At 70.1% G+C, this 24076-nt stretch carries 18 protein-coding genes; 10 read left to right on the top strand and 8 right to left on the bottom strand.

The window, feature by feature from the left end; translation table 11 throughout:
* Positions 1-118: 118 nt before the first annotated feature.
* Together NN2_RS26550 and NN2_RS26545 are read left to right on the top strand one after the other, a co-directional pair.
* Entirely contained in the window at positions 119-883 is a 765-nt protein-coding gene (locus tag NN2_RS26550; RefSeq protein WP_063016899.1) for an ABC transporter ATP-binding protein, read from the top strand.
* Positions 884-887: 4 nt separating this feature from the next.
* A complete protein-coding gene (locus NN2_RS26545; protein ID WP_063016897.1) occupies positions 888-3407 on the top strand; it encodes an ABC transporter permease in 2520 nt (839 codons plus the stop codon).
* 55 nt (positions 3408-3462) lie between these two features.
* Here NN2_RS26545 and NN2_RS26540 read toward each other — a convergent pair whose 3' ends face one another.
* From NN2_RS26540 to NN2_RS26520, 5 genes are all read right to left on the bottom strand, one after another.
* A complete protein-coding gene (locus NN2_RS26540) occupies positions 3463-4005 on the bottom strand; it encodes a hypothetical protein (RefSeq protein WP_063016952.1) in 543 nt (180 codons plus the stop codon).
* A 246-nt stretch (positions 4006-4251) separates the two neighbouring features.
* A complete protein-coding gene (locus tag NN2_RS26535; RefSeq protein ID WP_063016895.1) occupies positions 4252-5421 on the bottom strand; it encodes a VWA domain-containing protein in 1170 nt (389 codons plus the stop codon).
* Positions 5422-5443: 22 nt separating this feature from the next.
* Positions 5444-7834 carry a DUF5682 family protein gene (locus NN2_RS26530; RefSeq protein WP_063016948.1) on the bottom strand — a complete coding sequence of 797 codons (2391 nt, stop codon included), beginning with the start codon at positions 7832-7834 and terminating at the stop codon, positions 5444-5446.
* Positions 7813-8916, bottom strand: coding sequence for an ATP-binding protein (locus tag NN2_RS26525; protein WP_063016893.1), 1104 nt, complete (start codon positions 8914-8916; stop codon positions 7813-7815). Before NN2_RS26525 ends, NN2_RS26530 begins: the two co-directional genes overlap by 22 nt.
* Positions 8913-11888, bottom strand: a complete 2976-nt coding sequence (locus NN2_RS26520) for an SWIM zinc finger family protein (protein ID WP_082857281.1) — start codon at positions 11886-11888, stop codon at positions 8913-8915. Before NN2_RS26520 ends, NN2_RS26525 begins: the two co-directional genes overlap by 4 nt.
* Before the next feature lie 261 nt (positions 11889-12149).
* On the opposite strand from NN2_RS26520, the gene NN2_RS26515 reads away from it, so the two are divergent.
* From NN2_RS26515 to NN2_RS26495, 5 genes are all read left to right on the top strand, one after another.
* A complete protein-coding gene (locus tag NN2_RS26515) occupies positions 12150-14555 on the top strand; it encodes an AAA family ATPase (RefSeq protein ID WP_245658856.1) in 2406 nt (801 codons plus the stop codon).
* Positions 14540-14959: a hypothetical protein gene (locus NN2_RS26510; RefSeq protein ID WP_063016891.1), complete on the top strand. Its 420-nt coding sequence runs from the start codon at positions 14540-14542 to the stop codon at positions 14957-14959. The genes NN2_RS26515 and NN2_RS26510 overlap by 16 nt, the downstream gene beginning before the upstream one ends.
* Positions 14960-14982: 23 nt before the next feature.
* Entirely contained in the window at positions 14983-15396 is a 414-nt protein-coding gene (locus NN2_RS26505) for a YchJ family protein (protein WP_063016944.1), read from the top strand.
* A gap of 144 nt (positions 15397-15540) precedes the next feature.
* Complete coding sequence (locus tag NN2_RS26500) at positions 15541-15813, top strand: Rdx family protein (RefSeq protein ID WP_030514989.1); 273 nt, start codon at positions 15541-15543, stop codon at positions 15811-15813.
* A gap of 58 nt (positions 15814-15871) precedes the next feature.
* Positions 15872-17440: a carboxylesterase/lipase family protein gene (locus tag NN2_RS26495; RefSeq protein ID WP_063016884.1), complete on the top strand. Its 1569-nt coding sequence runs from the start codon at positions 15872-15874 to the stop codon at positions 17438-17440.
* A 6-nt stretch (positions 17441-17446) separates the two neighbouring features.
* Here the strand turns inward: NN2_RS26495 and NN2_RS26490 are convergent, their stop codons facing one another.
* The 3 genes from NN2_RS26490 to NN2_RS26480 form a co-directional block, all read right to left on the bottom strand.
* Positions 17447-18751: a cytochrome P450 gene (locus tag NN2_RS26490; protein ID WP_369817459.1), complete on the bottom strand. Its 1305-nt coding sequence runs from the start codon at positions 18749-18751 to the stop codon at positions 17447-17449.
* Positions 18752-18851: 100 nt separating this feature from the next.
* Positions 18852-19568 carry a TIGR03089 family protein gene (locus tag NN2_RS26485; protein WP_063016940.1) on the bottom strand — a complete coding sequence of 239 codons (717 nt, stop codon included), beginning with the start codon at positions 19566-19568 and terminating at the stop codon, positions 18852-18854.
* A complete protein-coding gene (locus tag NN2_RS26480; protein ID WP_063016882.1) occupies positions 19556-21001 on the bottom strand; it encodes an LCP family protein in 1446 nt (481 codons plus the stop codon). The genes NN2_RS26485 and NN2_RS26480 overlap by 13 nt, the downstream gene beginning before the upstream one ends.
* Positions 21002-21276: 275 nt before the next feature.
* Between NN2_RS26480 and rfbD the strand changes: the two genes are divergently transcribed.
* From rfbD to manB, 3 genes are all read left to right on the top strand, one after another.
* Positions 21277-22140 carry a dTDP-4-dehydrorhamnose reductase gene (rfbD, locus tag NN2_RS26475; protein WP_063016880.1) on the top strand — a complete coding sequence of 288 codons (864 nt, stop codon included), beginning with the start codon at positions 21277-21279 and terminating at the stop codon, positions 22138-22140.
* 129 nt (positions 22141-22269) lie between these two features.
* Positions 22270-23181: a glycosyltransferase family 2 protein gene (locus NN2_RS26470; RefSeq protein WP_063016878.1), complete on the top strand. Its 912-nt coding sequence runs from the start codon at positions 22270-22272 to the stop codon at positions 23179-23181.
* A 60-nt stretch (positions 23182-23241) separates the two neighbouring features.
* A partial coding sequence (gene manB / locus NN2_RS26465; RefSeq protein ID WP_063016876.1) for a mannose-1-phosphate guanylyltransferase occupies positions 23242-24076 on the top strand: 835 nt, incomplete at its 3' end.

Here is a 24076-nt window from a genome sequence, read left to right as displayed (position 1 = left end):
GATAGGTGCGCGGAAGCTCGGCGCTGCGGGATCCCCGGCGGGGCCCGGGAAATGCGCCCCAGGTATTGGGGGGAAATCCTGATGGCGCCCGCACGCCGGTTTGGCCAGACTGGAGACCATGACTGCCGATGCCCTGGGCACCGAACCCGCCGCGGCGACCACGCTCGCGGCCCGCGCCACCGACCTGACGAAACTGTACGGATCCGGAGACACCCAGGTCCGCGCCCTCGACGGGGTTTCGGCCGATTTCGCCCAGCGGGAGTTCACCGCGATCATGGGCCCGTCCGGCTCCGGAAAATCGACGTTGATGCATTGCCTGGCCGGACTGGACAGCGCCACCTCCGGCACGGTGTGCATCGGCGACACCGCGCTGACCGGTCTGTCGGACAAGCAGATGACGCGCCTGCGCCGCGACCGCATCGGCTTCGTCTTCCAGGCGTTCAACCTGGTGCCGACGCTGACCGCGCTGGAGAACATCACCCTGCCGCTGGATATCGCGGGCCGCAAACCCGATCAGGAGTGGCTGGACACCGTGATCGAACGTCTCGGTCTGGGGGACCGCCTCGACCACCGGCCGAGTGAGTTGTCGGGCGGGCAGCAGCAGCGTGTCGCGTGTGCGCGGGCGCTGGTCGGCCGGCCCGACATCATCTTCGGCGACGAGCCGACCGGCAACCTCGATTCGCGGTCCTCCGGGGAGGTGCTGTCGATTCTGCGGGCGGCGGTCGACGAATTCGGCCAGACGGTCGTGATCGTCACGCACGAACCCCATGCCGCCTCCTACGCCGACCGCGTGATCTTCCTCGCCGACGGGCGCATCGTCGACGAATTGCGGGATCCGACAGCGGAGTCGGTGCTGGACCGCATGAAATCCCTGGAGGCATAGCGCCATGGCTGGATCGCCGATGCGCAAGGTGGCCTTGCGTAATCTGGCCGCGCACAAGGTGCGGCTGGCGCTGACATTGCTCTCGGTCGTGCTCGGAACCGCCTTCGTCGCAGGCTCTTTCGTCTTCACCGACACCCTGCAGCGCACCTTCGACGGCATCTTCGCCGACCAGGCCAAGGGCGTCGACGTACGGGTGGAGCCGAAACACAGCCAGTCGCTGGGTGTTCCGAACGACCTGGTCGCCAAGGTCGCCGCGACCGACGGCGTGCGCGCGGTGGCGCCGGCGGTGCAGGGACCGATCGTTCTGCTGAAGGACGGGCATGCGGTGCAGACGGGCGGCGCGCCGAGCTGGGGCCGGTCCTATCTGCCGCCGGACAAGGCGATCGCCGACCCGGAGCATTTCGTCGACGGAGTGGCGCCGGTGACACCGGGGCAGATCGCGATCAATTCCGGTGGGGCGGACCGGGCCGGATTGCACGTGGGTGACAAGGCCAAGGTGCTGATTCCTTCCCGCGGCACCATCGATATGACCGTCAGCGGCATCTACACCGTGTCCTCGGACACCGGCGGATTCATCGGGCTGCTGTTCGACGACTCGCAGGCCCGGGAACTGTTCACCGACGGAGCGCATGTCGCCTACGTGGATGTGGCCGCGGTGCCCGGGGTGTCCCCGGATACATTGCGCGACCGGATTGCGAAGGTGGCGCCCGATTACAAGGTCATGAACGGCGATCAGGTGCGCGCCGATCTGAAGGCCCAGGTCGGCAACGCGCTGAAATTCGTCAACTACTTCCTGCTCGCCTTCGGCGCGATCGCGCTGCTGGTCGGCACCTTCATCATCTACAACACCTTCTCGATGATCGTGGCACAGCGATTGCGGGAGCTGGCGCTGTTGCGAGCGGTCGGGGCCGGGCGGCGTCAGGTCGGCTTGTCGGTGGTGGCGGAGGCCTTCGTCATCGGCCTGATCGGCAGTCTGCTCGGACTGGCCGGCGGCATCGGGCTGGCGTTCGGGCTGTCCGCGCTGCTCAACGCCTTCGACCTCGGACTGCCCACCGGAACCATGCAGGTCTTGCCGCGGACCGTGCTGACGGCGATCGGCATCGGCCTGGTGGTGACGGTGGCCAGCGCCTACGCACCCGCTCGGCGGGCGGCCAAGATTCCGCCGGTGGAGGCGATGCGCGAGGAGTTCGCCTCGGTCGGTGAATCGCTGCGCGTGCGCACGCTGATCGGTGCGGTCCTGGCGGTGATCGGTGTGGTGCTGGTGGTGCTCGGGGCCCGCAACACCGGCGGCAATGCCGCGGCCACGGTCGGAGTCGGCGCGGCCGCTTTGATTTTCGCGGTCCTGTTCGCCTCACCGGCATTGTCGCGACCGGTGGTCGGAGCGCTGAGCCTGCTGGTACGTCCGTTCGGCTCGATCGGCGCGATGGCGCGCAACAACGCGATGCGCAACCCACGCCGCACCGCCGCCACGGCGTTCGCGCTCACCTTGGGGCTGATGCTGGTCTCGGCGATCGGCATGCTCGGCGCCTCGGCGAAGGCCAGTGTCGGCGAACTCGTCGACAAGGGTGTGAACGCCGACTACGTCCTGGCCGGGCCGCAGATGATCGGTGTGCCGCTGGGCGCCGCGGAGGCGGCGCGCTCGGTCCCCGGGGTTTCCGACGTGGTGGCCTTCCGCGGGGTCGCGCTGCGGGTGGGCGACGACCAGGTCACCGGCACCTCGCCGGACGCGCCGATGGGCCAGGTCCTGCGCTACGACATCCGCCACGGCACCGACAACCTCACCGGCGACTCTCTGCTGGTGTCGGAAACCGAAGCGGGCAAACGCAATTGGCATGCGGGTGACCGCGTCGAGGTCACCAGTGTGGACAACAAGAAGTTCTCGGTGACCGTCGCCGGCATCTATGCCGACAGCCAGCTGCTCGGCCCCCTGGTGGTGGCGCCGGACCTCTACAACCAGGTGATGCCGGTGGCGTTCCGCACCGACCTGATCGTGCTGGTCAAGGCCGCGCCGGGCGCCGACGTCGCCGCGATGCGGGGCAACCTGGAGAAGGCGACCGCGTCCTACGTGGTGGTGCAGGTGCAGGACCGCGAGGAATTCAAAGGCGCACAGGGCAAACAGATCAACACCATGCTCGCCATCCTCTACGGGCTGCTGGCATTGGCGGTGGTGATCGCGATTCTCGGCATCGTGAATACGCTCGCCCTCTCGGTCGTCGAGCGGCGGCGCGAGATCGGCATGCTCCGTGCGGTCGGCATGCAGCGCCCACAGGTCCGGCGCACGATCTATCTCGAATCCATGCTGATCGCGGTCTTCGGTGCCGTGGTCGGGGTGGTCCTCGGGCTGGGACTCGGCGTCGGATTCCTGCGCACGCTGTCGGATCTGGGGTTGAGCACGATCACCGTGCCGTGGGGCCAGATCGTGGGCATGTTGATCGGCTCGGCCGTGGTCGGTGTGCTGGCGGCGCTGTGGCCGGCCGTGCGCGCCGCGCGCACACCACCGCTGGCGGCGATCGCCGATCTGTGACGGTGAGGGTACGGCCGCTGAGCGCAGGCGCTCAGCGGCCGTACCCGGATCACGCTCAGACGCAGTACTGGCAGACGCCGCCGGCAGGCAGCTGGATGAAGCACTGCGAGCAGACCGCCGGCCGCGGCTCGGAAGTCTTCTCCTCCTGTGCCATCACGGTTCTGGTCGCGCTGCGACCGCGACGGCGCGCGTCCACCTTCGGCGTCAGCGGCGGAACGCCGACCTCGGCGGGCATCTCCGCGCCGTAGTGCTGATAGCACTGCCAGCGGGCGTAGGCCGCATGCAGTTCGAGATCGTCGGGAATCGGCAGACCGGCGAGTTCGAGCACGTACTTGTAATCGTCGCCGACGGTGTGGTTCTGGCGTACGCACAGCGCGGTCAGCGGCGGCTCACCGGCGCCGTGGCAGCGCCGCGCGACCTTCCGCAGAATCGCGGCCATCCAGGTGCGTGTCGGCGCCTCGGTATGCACCCCGGACACGTCCTGAATCCGTTCGGCCAACTCGTTCACAGTGATGAAATGCCCGTATCCGGTCGCGGTTTCGGCCAGTTCGGCATGTGCGGCCAATGCCCAGGCCACCGCCGCCTCGCGAAATGACACCGCAGTGCCGTCACCTACCCGCCATGCTCCTGCCGTCGTGGCCACGGAATTCTTCAACACCGGTCCAAGTTATCGCGTCGATTTCCGCGCCGGCGCGCGGCCCGCCGAACTGCGCGGCCCGTACGGAGGAAATCGGCCGTACCCCGCCGAGAACAGCAGGTAGTCGCCGCGCGACTGTGCTGCCGGTGAGAGTTGCGGTCCGGCAAGACCTTTCGGTGGCGCCGGACACGGGCGCCGGTCGGGTGATCATCGGCGGCTCGCGTTGGATCGGGCCCAGGTCGCCACGTCGCCGCGGTCGAGGGCCACCGACAGCAGGTCGGGAAAGCGGTCGGGAGTGCACGCGAAGGCGGGCACTCCGAGCGCGGCGAGCGCGGCGGCGTTGTCGTGGTCGTAGGCCGGGGCGCCCTCGTCGGAGAGCGCGAGCAGTACCAGGACCTGGACGCCCGCCTCCTTCATCGCCGAGATCCGCCGCAACATCTCGTCGCGAATTCCACCCTCGTACAGGTCGGAGATCAGGACGAACAGCGTGTCGGCCGGACGGGTGACGAGTTGCCCGCAGTAGGCGATGGCCCGGTTGATATCGGTTCCGCCGCCGAGCTGTGTGCCGAACAGCACATCCACCGGATCCGACAGTTGCTCGGTGAGATCCACCACGGCCGTGTCGAAGACCACCAGTGAGGTCTTCAGCGAGCGCATGGAGGCGAGTACCGCACCGAAGACGGAGGCATAGACGACGCTGGCCGCCATGGACCCCGATTGGTCGATCGCGAGCACCACCTCCCGCCGAACAGCCTGCGCCTTGCGCCCGTATCCGACCAGTTGCTGCGGCACCACCGTGCGGTGTTCGGGCAGATAGTGGGCGAGGTTGCGGCGAATCGTCCGATCCCAGTCGATATCGCGCAGCCGTGGCCGCGACACCCGCGCCGCGCGGTTCAGCGCACCGGACACCGCGGCCACGGTGCGCGCGGCGAGCCGGCGTTCGATGTCGCGCACCACCTTCTCGACCACGACTCGTGCTGTGGCGCGGGTGGTTTCGGGCATCATGCGGTTCAGGCTGAGCAGGGTGCCGACGAGCTGGACGTCGGGTTCGACCGCCTCGAGCAGTTCGGGCTCGAGCAGCAGTTGCGTGAGTTGCAGCCGGTCGATGGCGTCGCGTTGCATGACCTCGACCACCGTCGACGGAAAGTAGGTGCGGATATCGCCCAGCCAGCGGGCGACCTTCGGCGCCGAACCACCCAGGCCGGCGGCGCGCTTGTCCGCCGGCGCGTGCTCGTCGCCGTTGTAGAGCGCCGACAGCGCCCGGTCCATCGCCGCGTCCTCGGCGGTACCGAGCCCGCCCAGCCCCGCCTCGGCGGGAGCGCCGAGGACCAGTCGCCAGCGCCGGGCCTGCACCTCATCCGATTCGATATGGGTCATCGTCGGCTCCTCTCGGCTCGAATCATCGTGCGCCCGCCAGAATTTCGGTCGCCGCGTGCAGGGCCAGCACGCCGCGGGCGGCGTCCGGCCCGGAGTGGTCGCGCTGCGGCGCGGCCGCGGGCGTGCCCTCCCGGACGGCTCGGGCGATGGCCTGTCGTTCTCCCGCCTCGAAAGCGCCGAAGGTGCGCCGCAGCAGCGGCAGGGTCGCGACGAATTGCTCCTCGTCCAGCTCGCGCAGCCAGGAGTCGATGCGCCGCAACAGGTCTCGGTCGTGGACGAGCAGCAGGCCACGCCCGCCCAGGAAGCCGTCGATCCACGCCGCCTTCTCGGCCGGGCTGTGGCCGATCGACAGGGCCGCCGACAGCCGACGCGCGGCCTCGGCGTCGGCGATGATTTCCGCATCGCAGAGCAATCGAACCGCCCGGCCCACCAGCGCCCCGTGCACATCGTCGCGGTCGGCCACCAGGCCCAGTGCCGCCAGCCAGGACCGGGTGGCGTCCGCATCGTCACGGGTCGCGATGGCGACGTGGGTGGCGTCGATCAGGCCGCGCAGTTCGGTGGCGGCATCGGTGTCGAGACCGGTGACGGCGCCGGGCAACCCGGCGCAGATGCGCAGGAGCAGGCCGTCGGCGACTCGCGCCAGCGCGCCGAGGTCGGTGCTGCGGACGTCGCCGTAGCGCAGGGTGCGGATCAGTCCGGGCAGTGCGTCCAGCAGGTGCGTGACGTCGTGATCCAGCGCGGCCACCGCCTCCAGGCGAGCGACCAGCCCGTCCACCGCGCCGCCGAGGTCGGCCAGGAGCGCGGTCTCCAGGGCCGCGCTGATATCGGCGACCGTGGCGTCGGAGGCGCCGGCGCGGTCGAGGATCTTCGCCTCGGCCGCGGTGCGGATGGTTGTGCCCCAGCGCGATGCCTCGATGACCGCGACCGACAGGCCCGGTTCCCACCGCAGCGCCCACGATTCGCGGAAGGTGCCGGTATTGCGGACCTCGCCGGTGACGGGTGTGCCCCAGTCGATTCCGAGCAGTCGCAGCCGATGTAGCAGATGTGACCTGGCCACATCGCGGTCCTTGCGCAGATCGAGGTCCAACTGCTGGGCCAGAGCCTGCTGTTTGAGCCGCAGGGTGCGCGCCTGCGCGCGCAGGTCGGCATCCAGCGGGACGGTCGGCGTGCTCTCGGGCACCGAACCGAGCGCCTCGCCGACCACCAGTTCGTCGCTGACGAACCGCAGCATCGACTCGTCGCCGTCGCAGAGCACCGACCGCGTGGCATCGGTGACCTCGGACAACCCCGGCGCGGGACGACCACGCAGCGCGGCCAGAGTGTCGGCCAGTCGCACCGACTCGATGATGTGCGCACTGGAAACCGGCAGGTCACGGGCGCGCAGCGCGCCGGCCACCCGGGTGAACCAGCGGGCGATCGGGTCGTCGATCCGCGTGAACAGGTGGTGGTACCAGCCGGGCGAGGTGATGCCCGCGCCGTATCCGGACGAGCCGGCCAGCCGCGAGTGGGTCCACGGCACCCAGGTGAGCGTGGCCTTCACCTTCGGCAGACCCTTGAGCAGGCGGGAATCGGCCGCCGCCGGACCGAGTTTGCCCGCCAGCGCCGGGGCGTGCCACGCCCCGCAGACCACCGCGATCCGGCGCGCACCGCTTTTGAGCGTCCGGCGGATGACCTGCCGCATATACGCTTCGCGCTGCAAGGTGCGCAGGTCGATGCCACCGGGCAGGAGCTCCGTGGGCGCGGATGAATCCTGCTGTGGCGCAGTATCTTCCGTGTCGAAGGCATGTGTGGCGTGCCGATCGAGGTCGGACGGTGGCGGCGGGTCGGCTCCGGGATCCGTCTCCGACGCCGCCCGGGCAGGACCGTCTCCGGCCGCGGCGCGCAGTGCGCCCATGGCCTCGGTGATGGCCTCGAAGATGTCGGTGCCGTCCCCGGTGGGATTCGACGACGATTCGATGACGGCGTCCCACCACCGCTCCGGGTCGTCGTATCCGCCCGCGGCGGCCAGCGCGGCCAGCGGATCACCGCTGTCACCCGGCTCGGTGTCGAGGGCGAGGGTGTGGGTGGCCGGAAGATCGCAGAAGCTCACGGGGACAGCGTGTTCGGACGCGTACCGCAGCGCCTGCCATTCCGGGGAGAACACCGCGAACGGCCAGAAGGCGGCTCGCGAAGGTTCGTTCGGAGCGTAGGCCAGCAATGCCACCGGCGGTTCCATACCCTCGGCGGCGACGTAGGCGACCAGCGGGTCGGCATCGGCCGGGCCTTCGATGAGGATCGCATCCGGGCGGAAACGTTCCAGCGCCCAGGTCAGCGAGCGCGCCGACCCGGGACCGTGGTGGCGGATGCCGAAGATCCGGGTCTGCGGCTCGTCGAGCGCGACGGCGTCGCCGCTCACCCGTGCACCTCGCGGCAGGCGCGGTAGAAATCGGACCAGTCGGGGCGTTCGCGGACGACGGCCTCGAGGTACTCGGTCCACACCACGGCATCGGCGACCGGGTCCTTGATCACCGCACCGAGGACCGCACCGGCGACATCGCTCGCGCGCAACACCCCGTCACCGAAGTGCGCCGCGAGCGCGATGCCGTTGGTGAGCACCGAAATCGCCTCTGCCGTCGACAACGTGCCCGAGGGCGACTTCAACTTGGTCCGGCCGTCCTCGGTGATGCCGGAACGCAGTTCGCGGAACACCCGCACCACCCGCCGCACTTCCTCGGCCGCAGCCGGAATCGGCGGCAATTGCAGTGCGGCGCCGAGCTGTTCGACTCGGCGGGTCACGATCGCGACCTCGTCGTCCTCGCCCGCGGGCAGCGGCAGCACCACGGTGTTGAACCGGCGGCGCAGCGCGGAGGAGAGTTCGTTGACGCCGCGGTCGCGGTCGTTGGCGGTGGCGATGACGTTGAAGCCCTTGGCCGCCTGCACCTCGATACCGAGTTCGGGCACCGGCAGCGTCTTCTCCGACAGCACCGTGATCAGGGCGTCCTGCACGTCGGAGGGAATGCGGGTGAGCTCCTCGACGCGGGCGATCGCACCGGTGCGCATCGCGGTCATGACCGGTGAGGGCACCAGTGCGCCGGTGCTCGGCCCTTCCGCGAGCAGGCGCGCATAGTTCCAGCCGTACCGGATCGCCTCCTCGGCGGTTCCGGACGTTCCCTGCACCAGCAGGGTGGAGGCGCCGCTGATGGCGGCCGAAAGATGTTCGGACACCCAGGTTTTCGCGGTGCCCGGTACGCCGAGCAGCAGCAGTGCCCGATCGGTCGCCAGCGTCGCGACCGCCACCTCCATCAGGCGGCGCGGTCCGACGTATTTCGGGGTGATCACGGTGCCGTCGGGCAGGGTGTCGCCCAACAGGTAGGTGACCACCGCCCAGGGCGACAGCCGCCACGACGGCGGCCGCGGACGGTCGTCGACCTCGGCGAGGACTCGGAGTTCGTCGGCGTAGGCCTGTTCGGCATGGGGACGCAGCAGGTCGGCGGGTGGGTTCTGGGTGGTGGTCATGCCAGCTCCTCGAGCATCAGGGTGCGTTGGGTCAGATCGTCGGCGAGGCGGTCGAAGGCGTTCTGCCAGTAGGGGTCCGTACAGCGGCGGGCGGCGACGGTCACCGCCGCGACCGCGCGGACCGGGAAGTTGATCGCGGCACTGCGCAGCAGCGTGCGATAGGAGGCGGGGGACAGCCCGGCCGCGCCGGGACGGGCGGCGGCCAGATGGGCGCGATCGAGCAGCAGCCGGACCAGGTGTTCGGCCAGCGGCTGCGGCCACGGCCGCGGAAGCGCCGAGACGAGCAGTTCGAGTTCGGCCAGCCAACTGCTGTCCAGGCCGCACAGGTACCGCACCCGCCGCTCGATCGGCAGCAGCGCGAACAACCGCTGTCGCAGCCGCGGATCCGCACCCAGGGTGGGCGTGGTGGTCAGCACCTCGAACAGCGGAATCGCCCAGCGGGAATCGCCCTGTGCCAGAGCCGCTTCCGCCCATCCCGCGGCGATCGGCCCGAGGATGTCGTCGGGCAGCCCCAGCGCCGTGGCGGCCTCCGCGGATCCGCACAGCTGCTCCCAATGTCGCAGCGGGGTGGCGGCGATCAGGCGGCGCAGCCGTTCGGCATCCACGTCCGCCCCGCCGTCGCGGCGGTAGGCCACCGGGTCGAGCCGGTCGGCGAGTCCGTCGCGGCGAGCCGCGTCGTCGAGGTCGTGCGGCAGATGCGCCTCGAGCCGGCCGGACCGGACGGTCAGCCACCGGCCGGCGCGCTCGCGCATCCGTTCCGCGAAGGCCGAATCAGGCAGGTGGGCAAGGAGATCGGCGGCCGTGCGGCGAACGTCGGGCCGCGCGTCGTCGAGCGCCGATTCGAGCAGTGGCTCGTCCTCGGGCCCGACTCCTGCGGCCAGCACCGCCAGCAGTTCGGCCCGGCCGCGCGCCGGCTCCCGGCTCCAGGTTTCGGCGAGGGCCTGCCGGGCGGCCGCGGCGTCGCGGGCGCGCAGGGCTTCCAGCCAACTTCGGCGTTCGGCAGGCCGGCCGTGCGTCCACACCTGGGGATCGTCGTCACCGGTCCGCAGCAGTGGTCGCCAGCGCGGATGCAGAGCCGCCAGCCACCGCCCCCGAGCGCCCGCCAGGCGCATCAGCGGAACCCGCAGGGCGGCTTGGCTTCTCGCTGCCTCGAGGAGTGTGGCGCAGAGTGCGTCGGGTGCCCGCCGGTCGCCGGGCAGCGCGGCCTCGAACCATTCGGCTAGCATCGGTGAGCCGTCGGCCAGCAGATGGTGCAGCCGCTGTGCCGCTGCCCGCGGCAATGGGGCGCGATCGTCGTCGGCGGCAGGGACCGGCAACTCGGCTCGGGCCGGTGGCACCCCGCCGCGGTGATACAGCTCCAGGAGCGCCACAGCCCCCAGCACGGCATGTTCCGGAGTGTCGGCGCGCGCGGCCGAAGTCACCGCCTCGGCCAGTTCGCCGGGATCGAGGGTGCGGCGGGCGGTACCCAGCAGCGCAACCGGCACGATCGGCTCCGACGAGGCCGGGACGGCGGTGCCGGGGGTCGGTACCCCCAGAAGTGATTCGGTCTCGACCCCGACGAGTTCGCCGGCCACCAGAGCGGAGACCGGGACCAATCCGGCCGCGGTCCATTCACCGATCACCGTCAGCGGATGACCGCCCGACAGTCCGATCAACTGCCACGGCACCTCGGCGGTCGCGGCGATGGGCACCGCCGTGCCGTCGGGCTCGGCGAGATACCAGCCGGCGGTTCCCGGGCTCGGCACCACGTCCGCCAGCAGCATCGGCCACCCACGCAACCACGGATCGGCGCCCAGTGCCCGCGCGTGAGCGTCGAGCTGTCCGGCGATGGACGCGGACTCCGAGACGATGGTGGTGAACGGTTCCGGCTCGCCGTGGCGCACGCCCCACACCGCGCGCAGCGGCATCGCCCCCGAGTAGTAGTGCAGGTCCGCCTCGACCATGGTGCCGGGAATCGGCAGCTCGCCCGCGAAACTCGCACTGCCGAAGCTGTGGTCGAGGATATGTGCCCAGCGTTGGGTGTCCCGGCCGAGCAGCAGAGTGCGGCGGGTGAAGACCCGTTCCTCCTCGGTGATCCGCACCCCGAGCACCATCCACCGGTCGCGGATCGCGGGCTCGCCGCCGCGGACCTCCTCGGCCTTGGCCGGATAGCCGATATGGGCGCGTACCCCGGCAGCCAGCGCCGGCGGCAGGTCGTCGAGCCGCCGGTGTGCGCCGATCAGCAGATGCAACCGGGCGTATTCGCTGAGCAGAATCGCCGGCCACTGTTCGACGCCCAGGGTGCGGCGCGGCAGTTGCCGCAATGCTGCCGCCACCCCCGGCGCCTGCGAATCCACCATCCGGGCGGCCACCGCCTCCAGGGCCGCCGCGGAATGGTCGGCCTGGGCCAAGCCGGTGCGGATCTGGTCGCCGAGCCAGACGTCGAGATCGTCGAGTCCGGTGGTCACTCGCGCCCGCCGCTGGTCGAGCGTCGACTGTTTGGTGCCGCGCGTGGCCGGCTCGGCCGGTTTCGCGGCCCGTGCGGCCCGGCCCGCCAACCACTCCGCCGCGAAGTCGGCGGGTGCGTCGGACGCCGCGACCGTGCCCTGCGACCAGAGCAGTAACAGCGACAGCGCATGTTTGCAGGGAAATTTCCGGCTGGGGCACGAGCAGCGATAGGCGGGCCCCGACAGGTCGACGATCGTCTGATACGGCGTGGCGCCACTGCCCTTGCACTGCCCCCACAGCGAGCTGCCGTGGACGCCGGTGCCCAGCCATGCGGCGGTGAGCTTGCGGGCGGCGCTCACCGATGTGGCGTCGGGCGCCAGGGCCAGCACATTGTCGGCGGTGACGGCGTAGGTCGCGGCCGGAGAGGTCGTCACGTGTTCCCCCGTTCGTTCGGTACCCACGGATTTGTACCCGAGCCCACCGACAACATCGCGCGCCCGGCCGTCGACGCCGCCGTCCGGCTGGCCGTCACCGGGTTCGCTCATCGATTGCGAGACGAATTGCCGTGGCGCGGAATGTTATTGCAGGATCAAGCGCTGTTGTGAATGATCGTGATCTCTGGCATTCTGATCTGTTCGGTTGAACCGAGCCACCCGTCAGGGGTGTAACCCGTGGAACTGCCCGGCCGGGACGGCCGAGGGGTGGACATCGGGCGGTTCGACCGTTCGATGGCCATGCGTCCCGCCCGGGCCGGTTCTCCGGTAGCGTTCGCCACGACGAGTCGTGTGCGAGGGCCGGGAGGGGCAGTGGGGCAAGAGCAGGGGGAGGTCGCGCCGCGGCTGCGCGACCTGGTTTCGGCTCGGCTGCAGACGGATTCGTCGGTGAGCCCCGAGGTAGCGCAGACGGTGCTGGAGGCGCTGGGGGAGTCCGCCGAGGCGGGCGGCGCCGGGCCGCGATCCGGAGTATTCCTGCGTGCCATCCGCGTCCGCGGCTTCCGCGGAATCGGTCGCGAGGCGGTACTGCGCATCGCGCCCGGCCCCGGTCTGACGCTGGTGGTCGGCCGCAACGGGTCGGGTAAGTCGAGTTTCGCCGAGGCCGCGGAACTCGCACTCACCGGCGTCAACCGGCGCTGGGAGGGCAGATCCGCGGTCTGGCGCGACGGCTGGCGGAATATGCACTGCGAGCAGGATCCCCGGATCGCGATCGATCTGGTCGCGCAGGAACGCGGCCCGTTCACGATCGAGCGCACGTGGGCCGGCGGCGACGAACTGTCCGAAGGCAGCTGGACGCAGCACGAGAACGGCAGCGACAGCGACCGATTCCGCCCACAGGACTGGGCGCGCGCCCTGGAGCTGTATCGGCCGTTTTTGTCCTACAGCGAACTCGGCGCGGTGGTCGACGGCCGTCCGAGCGATCTGTTCGACGCGCTGCATCGGCTGCTCGGGCTCGACGACATCAGTGCCGCCTTGGACCGGACCCGCACGCGCCGAATCGAATTGGAACGCGCCGCGAAACAGTCCCGGGACGGCCGGCAGGCTTTGCTGGACGAACTGATCACCGTCGCCGACGAGCGCGCCGAGCGCGTCGCCGAGATGTTGCGCGCGCCCGCGCCGGATCTGTCCGCGATTGCCCACGAACTCGCCGGCGCCCGCCACGACCCCGGCGGTGTCGCGGCACTGCAGGCCGTGGCACGGCTGCGCATTCCGGCTCCGGCCCAGGTCGAGGCGGCCGCCGAGGCGGTCGAGTGGGCCACCGCGGAGCTGCTGGACCTGGCGACCGGCGATCTGGAGGCCGAACTCCGGGTGGTCGACCTGCTGCGTGGCGCCCGCGAACACGCCGAGGACGGCGAATGCCCCTGCCCGGTCTGCGGCCACGGCCGGCTCGACGCGCGGTGGCGGCGCGAGGCGACAGCCCGGATCGAGGCCGTCGAGCGGCGCGCCGCCGTCCTGACCGCCGCCCGGGGCGCGCTGGGCGAGGCGATCGCCGCGGCCCGTGCGCTGATCGAACCGGTGCCGCCGGAACTGGATTCGACCATCGCCGCGCCGAATATCGATCCTGTGGACGCTCGTCGCGCCTGGTCATCCTGGTCCGCTCTGCTGGAGGTCGAAGCGGGCGCCACGCTGGCGGCCCGGATGCGCGGCGCGCACGCCGACCTCGCGGTGCGGCTGGAGGTGCTGCAGCGGGCCGTGCACAAGGAACTCGATCGCATCGATGCGGTCTGGACGCCGCTGGTCCCGCGCATCGCCACCTGGCTGCACGAGGCACGGCTGGTGGCCTCGGTCGATGCCGAACTGCGTACCGTCCGCCGCGCCGAGGACTGGCTGAAGTCGGCCGCCGCCGGCCTGCGCGACGAACGGCTCGCCCCGCTGGCCGAGCACGCCCGGCGCATCTGGGGCGGGTTGCGCCAGCGCAGCAATGTGGATCTCGGCGCGATTCGCCTGCAGGGTAACGCCGGAGCCAGTCGCAAGGTGCTGCTCGACGTCACCGTGGACGACTCCGGAGCCGCCGCTCTCGGAGTGATGAGCCAGGGCGAATTGCATGCGCTGGGCCTGGCCCTGTTCCTGCCGCGGGCCACGGTGGCCGAAAGTCCGTTCGGATTCGTCATGATCGACGACCCGGTGCAGGCGATGGATCCGGCGAAGGTCGACGGACTCGCCCGCGTGCTGGCCGCGGTGGCGCGCAGCGGACGCCAGGTCATCGTGTTCACCCACGACGAGCGGCTGGCCGAGGCGGTGCGCCGGTTACGTTTGGACGCAACGGTTCTCGACGTGCAGCGGCGCGAACACTCGCGAGTGGAGGTGCGCGCGGTCGAGGATCCGGTGCAGCGCTATCTCGGCGACGCGCGGGCCCTGCTGCGCACCAGGCAGTTGCCCAAGCCCATCGCGAACGAACTGGTCATCACCTGCTGCCGATCCGCGATCGAGGCGGCCGCGCTGGCCCGCGCGCGGCGAGAACTGCTGGCCGCCGGCGTCGACCACCGCGAGGTCCAGCGCCGCGTCGATCGGGCCCGGACTACCTGGGAGACGGTCGCCCTGGCCGTCTTCGGTGTGCCCGACCGGGTCGACGATCTCAACGACTATCTCGACCGGGAGGCGCCGTGGGCGCGCGCGGTGGTGCGCGATGCCACGGCCGGAGCCCATATCCGCATCCAGCGTCGCTCGGGCGATTTGATCTCGGGGACGAAGAGATTCGTGACATGGCTGAATCCGTGAGCCCGACCGTGGCCCAGCGCTTGGCGGCGGCCGCGGAACTACTCGACGGCACGGTCACCGATGCGGGCGGCCTGTGGTCGCGGGCGACGGTGTGGATCCTGCGGATCGCGCTGGAACAGTCGGTGGACCGGCTGTGGGCGCGAGTGTCGCCACCGCTGGCCCGGTGCAGTATGCGCGCCCAGCTGCTGGCGCTGGACAGCTGCGCCGGCTCCGAACTGTCGGGCCGGGTCGCCGGATTGTGGGCGACGCTGTCGCGGGCCGGACATCACCTCGACTCCGAACCCGCGCCGACCCTGCACGAACTGCGTGACTGGTACGACGAGACCGCCCGGCTGGCCGAGGAACTCGACCGCATCGGCCGCGCGGATGTACCCGCCGTCTTCGGCCGCCGCCGGAACAGGTGATATCGGGCGGCGATAATCGTCCGATGGCCGATACCTTTCCCGAGCGTCCGGACGACACCGACCGCTGTCCGTGCGGCAGCGGCGAACAGTTCGGGCAGTGCTGCGGCCCGCGCCTGGACGACACCCGCCCAGCGCCGACCGCCGAGGCGCTGATGCGTTCGCGCTACACCGCCTTCGCCGTCGGCGATCGCGACTACCTGCTGCGGACCTGGCATCCGCGAACCAGGCCGCGACGGCTGGCCCTGGATCCGGCGCAGCGCTGGGTGTCGCTGCAGGTCTTCGCTACGGAGGCGGGCGGCCTCTTCGACGACACCGGAGTGGTCGAATTCCGCGCCACATACCGATACGACGGCCGGCGGGGTGTGCTCTCCGAGTGCAGCAGGTTTGCTCGTATAGACGGCCGCTGGGTCTACGTCGATGGAGATATCGAATCGTAACCGGCTCGTAAAGAGTTTCCCGTGCTCTCCCATTATTATTTCGACAATACATTTCCGATTAATGCAGATAGCGAAGGAGTTGCCGTAAACGTGGACAGCCGCGCGGTGGCTACCGGGAATCCGGACCCTCATTAGGGTCACCGCATGGCACGAATCGCGATCGAATACTGCACGCAATGCCGGTGGTTACTGCGGGCCGGATGGATGGCCCAGGAGTTGCTGAACACCTTCGGCACCGACCTCGACGAGGTGGCACTGATTCCCGGAACCGGTGGAGTGTTCCGGATCACCGTGGACGGTGAGCAGATCTGGGAGCGCAAAGCCGACGGCGGCTTCCCGGATGTCGCCGGGCTGAAACAGCGCGTGCGCGACCGCATCGATCCCGCCCGCGACCTCGGCCACATCGATCGAGGCTGACGCGGTACGAATGATCTCGGACGTACTCTCGGTTACAGGGAGTACGAGGAGGTGCGAGATGAGCACTCAATTCTTCGAGGCGACCCCGGTCGAGGACACTGCCGGACCTGTCGCCCACACGACCAGCGGTGCGGTACGCGGATTCCGTACGGGATCGGTTCACGTGTGGCGCAGCATTCCCTATGCCGCGGCACCGGCGGGACCGAAGCGGTTCGCCCGGCCGGAACCGCCCGAACACTGGTCGGGAGTGCGTGACTGCACCGAATTCGGCGAGATCGCGCCGCAGACCATGGGCGATATGGTGCCCGTCGACTCGGGGCTGCGCATGGGCGAGGACTGCCTGTGGGTCACCGTGTGGGCGCCGGCCGCCGAGCCGGTGCAGCCGCGTCCGGTGATGGTGTGGCTGCACGGCGGCGCCTACTGTCTGGGCACGGCGGCCCAGGCGATCTACGATGGCCGCCGGATGGTCGAGATGGGCGACGTGGTGATCGTCGCGGTGAACTATCGGCTCGGCGCACTCGGCTTCCTCGATCTGTCCTCGCTGGGCGACGGGTTCGTCGCCAACCTCGGCCTGCACGACCAGATAGCGGCGCTGGAATGGGTGCGCGACAATGCCGCCGCCTTCGGCGGCGATCCGGGCAACGTCACCGTCTTCGGCGAATCCTCCGGCGCCGGATGCGTCACCGCGCTACTGACCTCGCCGCGGGCCGCGGGCCTGTTCCACCGCGCCATCGCGCAGAGCCCCCCGGCCACGACGGTCTTCGGCCCCGACCGGGCCGCCGGGGTGGCGAGCCGCTTCCTGGAGCTGATGGATCTGCCGCTCGAACGTGCCGGGGAACTGCTGGAATGCCCCGTCGAACGGATCGTGGACGCGGCCGGCATCCTGCTGGACGAGGTGCCGCTGCAGTCGCCGGGGCGCCTGGCGGCGGCGCCGGTGGTGGACGGTGATCTGCTGCCCACCTATCCGACCGACCGCTTCCAGCAGGGCCGCTCGCATCGCGTACCGCTGATCATCGGCACCAACAAGGACGAGGCGTCGCTGTTCCGGCTGTTCCGCTCGCCGATCATGCCGGTGACACCGGATGCGGTGAACGCGATGCTCAATGCCGTCGCGGGGGAACACCCCGGGATGTCGCACGAGCGCATCGCCGAAATCACCTCCGCCTACCCGGATCTGACCAAGACTCGCGGCGCGCTGGCGATGTCGACCGATGCGGCGTTCCGGATGCCGGCGCACTGGGTCGCCGATGCGCATTCCCGGCACAGCCGCACCTGGATGTATCGCTTCGATCAGGCCACGCCGATGCTGAAGGCGGCGCGTGTAGGCGCCGGACACGCCACCGAATTGCCGTACATCTTCGGCAATTTCGGCTCCTTCGACCACGACCCGACCTTCTGGCTGGGTGGTCGCAAGGTCGCGAGCGAGGTCTCGGGCCGGATGATGCGGCGCTGGCTGGCCTTCGCCGAGCACGGAGTGCCGGCCGCGCTGGACGGCTCGAAGCATTGGCCGCCCTACCGCGAATCCACCCGCACGACACTGGTCGTCGACGCCGCGGATCGAGTCCTCGACGATCCCGATCACGATCTGCACACCGCCTGGGGCGACCAGGCGGTCGGCTTCAGCTGAGCCGGCTCAGACGCTGCTGGGCTGTTCGGCGCGCTGACCGAGCAGCACCGGCAACCGGCTGTAGCCGTGCAGGGTGAACAGCGGCCGGCGCTGCGGGCGACCGGCCAGCACGAGATTCGGGAAACGCTCGAACAGCGACCGCAGCGCGTACGTGCCCTCCATCCGGGCCAGGCTCGCGCCCAGGCAGGCGTGGATGCCGCTGGAGAACGTCAGGTGATCCTTGGCGTTGGCGCGGGTGACGTCGAAGCGGTGCGGTTCGTCGAACACCTTCGGGTCGCGGTTGGCGCCCGACAGCGACAGCACCACCGTGCTGCCCCGGTGCACGGTGACCCCGCCCAGTTCCGCATCGCGCCCGGCAATGCGGCCGGTGTTCTGCACCGGGGCGTCGAAACGCAGAATCTCCTCGATCGCGTTGGGCCACAGCTGCGGATCCTCGCGCAGCAGGTCCAGCTGATCGCGATGGTTCACCAGCTGCACGACGCCGTTGCTGATCAAATTGACCGTGGTCTCGAATCCGGCGCCCATCAGCAGCGTGGCGGAGGCCTTCAACTCGGTGTTGTCCAGCGTGCCGGAACTCACCAGGCCGGACAGGATGTCCTCGCCCGGTTCGCGCCGCAGCCGCGCGATGTGCTCGTCGAGATAGTGGTCCATCTCCAGAATGGCCGCCGAGGCGTCGCGGGTGGTTGGCCAGCTGATGCCGATATCGAGCATCGGCGAGACGGCGTCGCCCCACGCCAGGAAGCGGTCGCGGTCGGCGTCGGGGAAGCCCAGCATTTCGGAGATGATCGCGATCGGCACCTGGGAGGCGAAATCGGCGACCAGATCCGCCGAACCGCCGGAGGGCAGGGCATCGAGCAGTTCCGTTGTCACCGATTCGACGCGGTCGCGCAGCCGGGCGATCGCGCGCGGAGTGAATGCCGAGGCCACCGGTTTACGCATCCGGGTGTGGTCGGGCGGATCGATCACCAGCATCGACGGCGGCTGCACCGGATTGGGCGGCAGCGGCGCCAGATCCATCAGCGGCCGCAGCGGTCCGGGCACGAAACCCTCGGCCGCCGCGACCTTGAAGGTGGTGTCGCGCAGCACGGTCCGCACCACCTCGTAGTCGGTGGTCGCCCAGCCGAGGGGGGAGTGCACCAGCCGTCCCTGTGCGCGCAAGGATTCCAGCAGTGGTATCGGATCATCGACCGCCTCGGGGCTGGACATCAGTTGTGCCACGGTTTCGCCGCGCCGGGCGTAGGTCTTCAAGACCAGCCGCGGCGTGCCCTGCACCACCAACCACCGAAACCAGTACTGCGGCTTCATCGCCATCCCCGTTCGTCGTCCGGTTCGCTGACCCCCACACTACGGAGTAGCGGGCGAGCCGAAAACGGCCTGCGGGTGGATCGCCGTGCCCTACCCGGGTAGGAGATCAGGACCGGCGAGTGGTGACGCGCTCGGTCTCGATCCGGTGCTCGAGCCGAGCCGGATCCGGGGCGGTCACCTGCACCAGCGAGGCCCCGGCCGCGTACACCGCGAGCAGTCCGTCGATCAGGTGGGCGGTGGTGTCCCAGTCGGTGGTGGACAGCACCCGGTCGCTCGCGGTGAACCCCTGCTGTTCGGCCGAGGCCCGGGCCGCGGCCACGGTCTCGGCGACGGTGGCGCCGTCGAGGGCGGCGCCCGCGCCCGACGGGTGGAATTGATCGCCGTGCGCCCGCACCGACGTGGCGTAATCGGTGACGCCGACCGGCAGATCGGCGACGGGCATGCCCATCGGATCCAGCGACAGCGCGGCCACCTCGGCGATATCACCGGCCTCGGCGATGCGCGCGGCCGAGACCAGCGCGAGCTCGGCGTCGGCGTCCGGCCGCAGCACCACCTCCGTGCCCGCCCACCAGCAGCCGAGCAGGACCGCGGCGGTCTGCCAGTGCGCGGGCAGCAGCACCGACACCCGTGCGCCCGGAGCGAGGCCGAATTCGTCGCGAATCATATTGGCGGTCTTGGCCGCCCAGTTCGCCAGCGTCAGCCCGGACAGTTCGATGCGGGCACCGGTGCTGTCGTCGTAGTGGGTGATCCGGGGCGCCGCGGGCTCGCGGGCGAGGATCGGGCCGAGCAGGGCATCGGTGAGAGTGTCGTTCAGTTCACGCATTTCGGTCCGTTCTGGCCGGCGTCGATGGGAGGCGCGGGCGGCACCGGTGTCGCGGTGCCCGAGGCCGGCGAGGTTCCGGACATATCGAACAGACTGCCGGCCGCCGAGCCCGGACCAGAGTAGTCATCGGCGAGCACCACGCGCACCGCGCCCTCCGGCACATCCGGTGCGGCGACCACGGTCAGGCCGCCGAGCGCCTCGGCGACCGCCTTCGCCTTCGGATCGGAGCCGGAGGCGGCGAGCACCCGGCTGCTGCGCACCGGCGAACCCGGCCAGTTCTCGACGGTTCCGGTGTGGAAACCCTTGCCGGTCAAGGCCTGCGCCACCTGGCCGGCCAAACCACCGGTACTGCCGGCGTTGTAGACGTCGGTGGTGACCGAACTCGGCGCCACCGTCCGGTCGTCGTCGTGCTCGTCGGTGGTGGCGCCGACCGCCGCCGCGACGAAGGATTTCACCGATTTCGGATCGACCTTCACCACGGATTCGCCGTCGGCGGTCGTCCCGTCGAGGTCCTGCACCGGAATGGTCTCGAAATTCACCTTCCCGCCGGACAGATCCTGCAGCTGATGCATGAAGGCCACCACGTCCCAGTCCTCGTCGAGCACGATCGTGCGGCCGACGGCATCGCTGAGTTCGCGCAACTTCGCGGGATTGGCGAGGATGCGCGCGTTGAGCGCCTTGTTCACCAGCGAGGCCATGAACACCTGCTGACGCACGATCCGATCCAGGTCGCCGCGGGGCAGATCGTGGCGCTGACGTACGAAACTCAGTGCCTGCGCCCCGTTCAGGCGTTGCCGTCCGGCTGGGAAATCCGCGCCCGAGAGCGGTTCGTCCACCGCATTGTTCAGGCATACGTCGACCCCGCCGACGGCATTGGTGAGCAGCACGAATCCGAGCAGCCCGACCTCGGCGTAGTGGTCGACGGTGATCCCGGTGAGGTTGGCGACCGACTTGATCAGCGCCTGCCGGCCGGCCTGGGTGGACTTCTGCTCGATCTGGGAGTCGGACAGGCCCTGCGACGCGTATTTCTGCCGGGCGTTCTCCTTGGTCGCGCCGTAGGCGGAGTTGATCTTGCCCTTGCCGATGCCGGGGATGTCGACGTAGGAGTCGCGCGGAATCGAGATCGCGGTCGCCGAACGGCCGTCGTTGGGCACCCGGACCAGCACGATGGTGTCGGTGTTGGTGCCGACCTCGTCGCCGGCGTGCAGCATCGCCCGTTCCTGGTCGCTGAGCGGATTGCCGTGTGCGTCGGTGCGGCTGTCGATGCCGACCATCAGGATGTCGACCGCACCGTCGTGGCCGCCGCCCAGGCCGAGATTGCCGATCCGCTCGATACCGGAGATCAAGGAATCCACACTGTGCCAGCCGAAGCCGGTGACGATGAACACCACGGCCGCGGCGGCTACGGCGAGCAGCCGTCCGGGACGATTCACCCCGGGATCCGGCCTCGGGCGAACGCCGCGAGCTCGCGGGATGCGGCCGCCGGGCAGTGGTGCTCCGGCGCCGCGGGGCGGCGACGACGCACGTCTGTTCTGCGGCACTCCGTATTCCTTTTCCACGCTCGATCGACCCCCGTTCGAGAATCTGCCCGCGTAGCCCACCGCCTCCGATACCGGTGGCGTACCGGGGAGTTCCCGGATTCGAGGCTATCCAACCAGTGCGCCCGCACCGCTGAACCGCTGTTGGCGTGGCGTGCCAGACTTGCCGGGTGAGTCCCGATTCCCACTCCCGGCTCGTGATCACCGGTGCCGGCGGACAGCTCGGCCGCGCGTTGCGCGCGGCGGCGCCCACGGCACTCGCCCTGGGGCGTGCCGATCTCGACATCACCGACGCCGAGGCGGTGCGCGCTGTCGTGCGTCCGGGCGACGTGGTGCTCAACTGTGCCGCGTACACCGCCGTCGACGCCGCCGAGTCCGACCACGAGGCGGCGTATGCGGGCAACGTCACCGGGCCGGCGGTACTCGCCGCCGCCTGCCGCGTGGCCGATGCGCGCCTGATCCACATCTCGACCGATTACGTCTTCGACGGCACCGCCTCGGACCCGTACGAGCCGGACGACCCGACCGGACCGGCAAGTGTGTACGGCCGTACCAAACTGGCCGGTGAGCAGGCCGTGCTCGAAGAGTATCCGCAGGCCACGATCGTGCGCACGGCCTGGGTCTACACCGGTGACCGCGGCGACTTCGTGGCGACGATGCGCCGGCTCGAGGCCGAACGCGAGACGATATCGGTGGTCGACGATCAGATCGGATCGCCCACCTACGCGCCCGATCTGGCGCAGGGTCTGCTGGAACTCGTTGCGCGACAGCCGGTTCCGGGGGTACTGCACGCGAGCAACGCGGGTGCGGTCAGCCGCTTCGGGCTGGCGCGTGCGGTGTTCGCCGAACTCGGGGCCGATCCCGAGCGGGTGCGGCCCTGCGGCACCGCCGATTTCCCGAGTCCCGCCCGGCGCCCGGCGTACTCGGTGCTGTCGAATCGAGCGTGGGCCGAGGCCGGGCTCACCCCGCTGCGTGAGTGGCGCGCGGCGCTCGCCGACGCGCTGGCACGCCTGTCGGATCGGGCGAAACCGTGATTCTTCCTGCTCGCCGCCGCGCGAGGCGGCGAGCGTGAGCACCGGTGCCGGCCGTCAGTCTGATAAGGCCCTGTGGGTGGCTGCGCTCGGGTGCCTACTCCGGCCTCTCACCCATTAGGCTGGCCTTCCGTGAGCGCTTCGGATTCAGCCCCTTCCGCGGACCGTACCCCTCAGCTGGCGGTGGTCACCGTAACCTATTCGCCGGGCGAGCATCTCGACCACTTCATCAGCACCCTCGCGACCGCCACCGCGGAGAAGCCGCAGGTGATCCTCGCCGACAACGGCTCGACCGACGGCGCTCCCGAGCTGGCCGCGGAGTCCAACGAACACGTCACGCTGCTGCGCACCGGCGGCAACATCGGTTACGGCGGCGCGGTGAACCGAGCGGTCGCCGAGCTCGATCCGGATATCGAATACGTGATCATCGCGAACCCCGACGTGCGCTGGGGGACCGATTCCATCGATCAGCTGCTGGCCGCCGCGCGGCGCTGGCCGCGAGCCGGGGCGCTCGGGCCGCTGATCCACGAGCCGGACGGCAGCATCTATCCCTCCGCGCGGCGGGTGCCCGGCCTGCTCGACGGCGCCGGCCATGCGATCCTCGGCACGGTCTGGCCGGGTAACCCGTGGACGCGCCGGTACCGGCAGGAGAACGAGGAGATCGCCGAGCGCACGGTCGGCTGGCTGTCGGGTTCGTGCCTGCTGGTCCGGCGTGACGCGTTCGACAGCATCGAGGGCTTCGACTCCCGCTACTTCATGTACATGGAGGATGTCGACTTCGGCGACCGGATGGGCAAGGCCGGCTGGCACAACGTCTTCGTGCCGACCGCCGAGGTCACCCACGCCAAAGGACACGCGGCCGGGCGGCATCCGGAGACCATGTTGCCCGCCCACCACGCCTCCGCCTATCGTTTCCAGGCCGACCGCCATCCGCACTGGTGGCAGGCCCCGCTGCGCTGGGCGTTGCGGGCCGGACTTGCGATTCGCTGCAAACTTGCGGTTCGATCTGCGCTGCGCGAGCGCGACCGCGAAGCGCAGCGATAACGCGTGGACCGAACCTGAACAGGGGAAGACTGATGCCGGACAATTCGGGAGGGAGCGGGCGTGGATACCGCAACTGACGCCGTGATCCTGGTCGGTGGCCAGGGCACCCGGCTGCGCCCGCTGACGCTGTCGGCGCCGAAACCGATGCTGCCGGTCGCCGGTCTACCGTTCCTGCATCACCTGCTGGCCCGGATCGCCGATGCCGGCATCACTCATGTGGTGCTGGGCACATCGTTCAAGGCCGAGGTCTTCGAGGAGCATTTCGGCGACGGAGCCGAGCTCGGCCTCGACCTCGAATACGTCACCGAGACCGAGCCGCTCGGAACCGGCGGCGGCATCCGCAACGTGCTGCCGAAGCTGCGCGCCGACAACGTGATGGTCTTCAACGGTGACGTCCTCGGCGGCGCCGATCTGGGGGCCGTGCTCGATACGCACGCCTCGACCCGTGCCGATGTGACCCTGCATCTGGTCCGGGTCGGTGATCCGCGCGCGTTCGGTTGCGTACCCACCGACGAGACCGGCCGGGTCACGGCGTTCCTGGAGAAGACCCAGGATCCGCCGACCGACCAGATCAACGCCGGCTGCTACGTCTTCCGCCGCGAGTACATCGAGAAGATCCCGAGTGGCCGTCCGGTATCGGTCGAGCGCGAGGTGTTCCCGTCGCTGCTGGCCGAGGGCGCCCACATTCAGGGCCATGTCGATGCCTCGTATTGGCGCGACATGGGTACGCCCGAGGATTTCGTGCGCGGGTCCGCCGATCTGGTGCGCGGCATCGCGCCTTCTCCGGCGCTGCCGGGGCAGCGCGGCGAATCACTGGTTCATCCCGGTGCCGGCGTCGCGCCGGGTGCGCTGCTGATCGGCGGCACGGTCGTGGGCCGCGGCGCCGAGGTCGGCG

Origin of the sequence: Nocardia nova NBRC 15556, from assembly GCF_001613005.1 — a bacterium.
Classification (GTDB): Bacteria; Actinomycetota; Actinomycetes; order Mycobacteriales; family Mycobacteriaceae; genus Nocardia; species Nocardia nova.
Note: the sequence above shows the minus strand (reverse complement) of the source record. Positions and strands in the feature narration are given on the sequence as shown.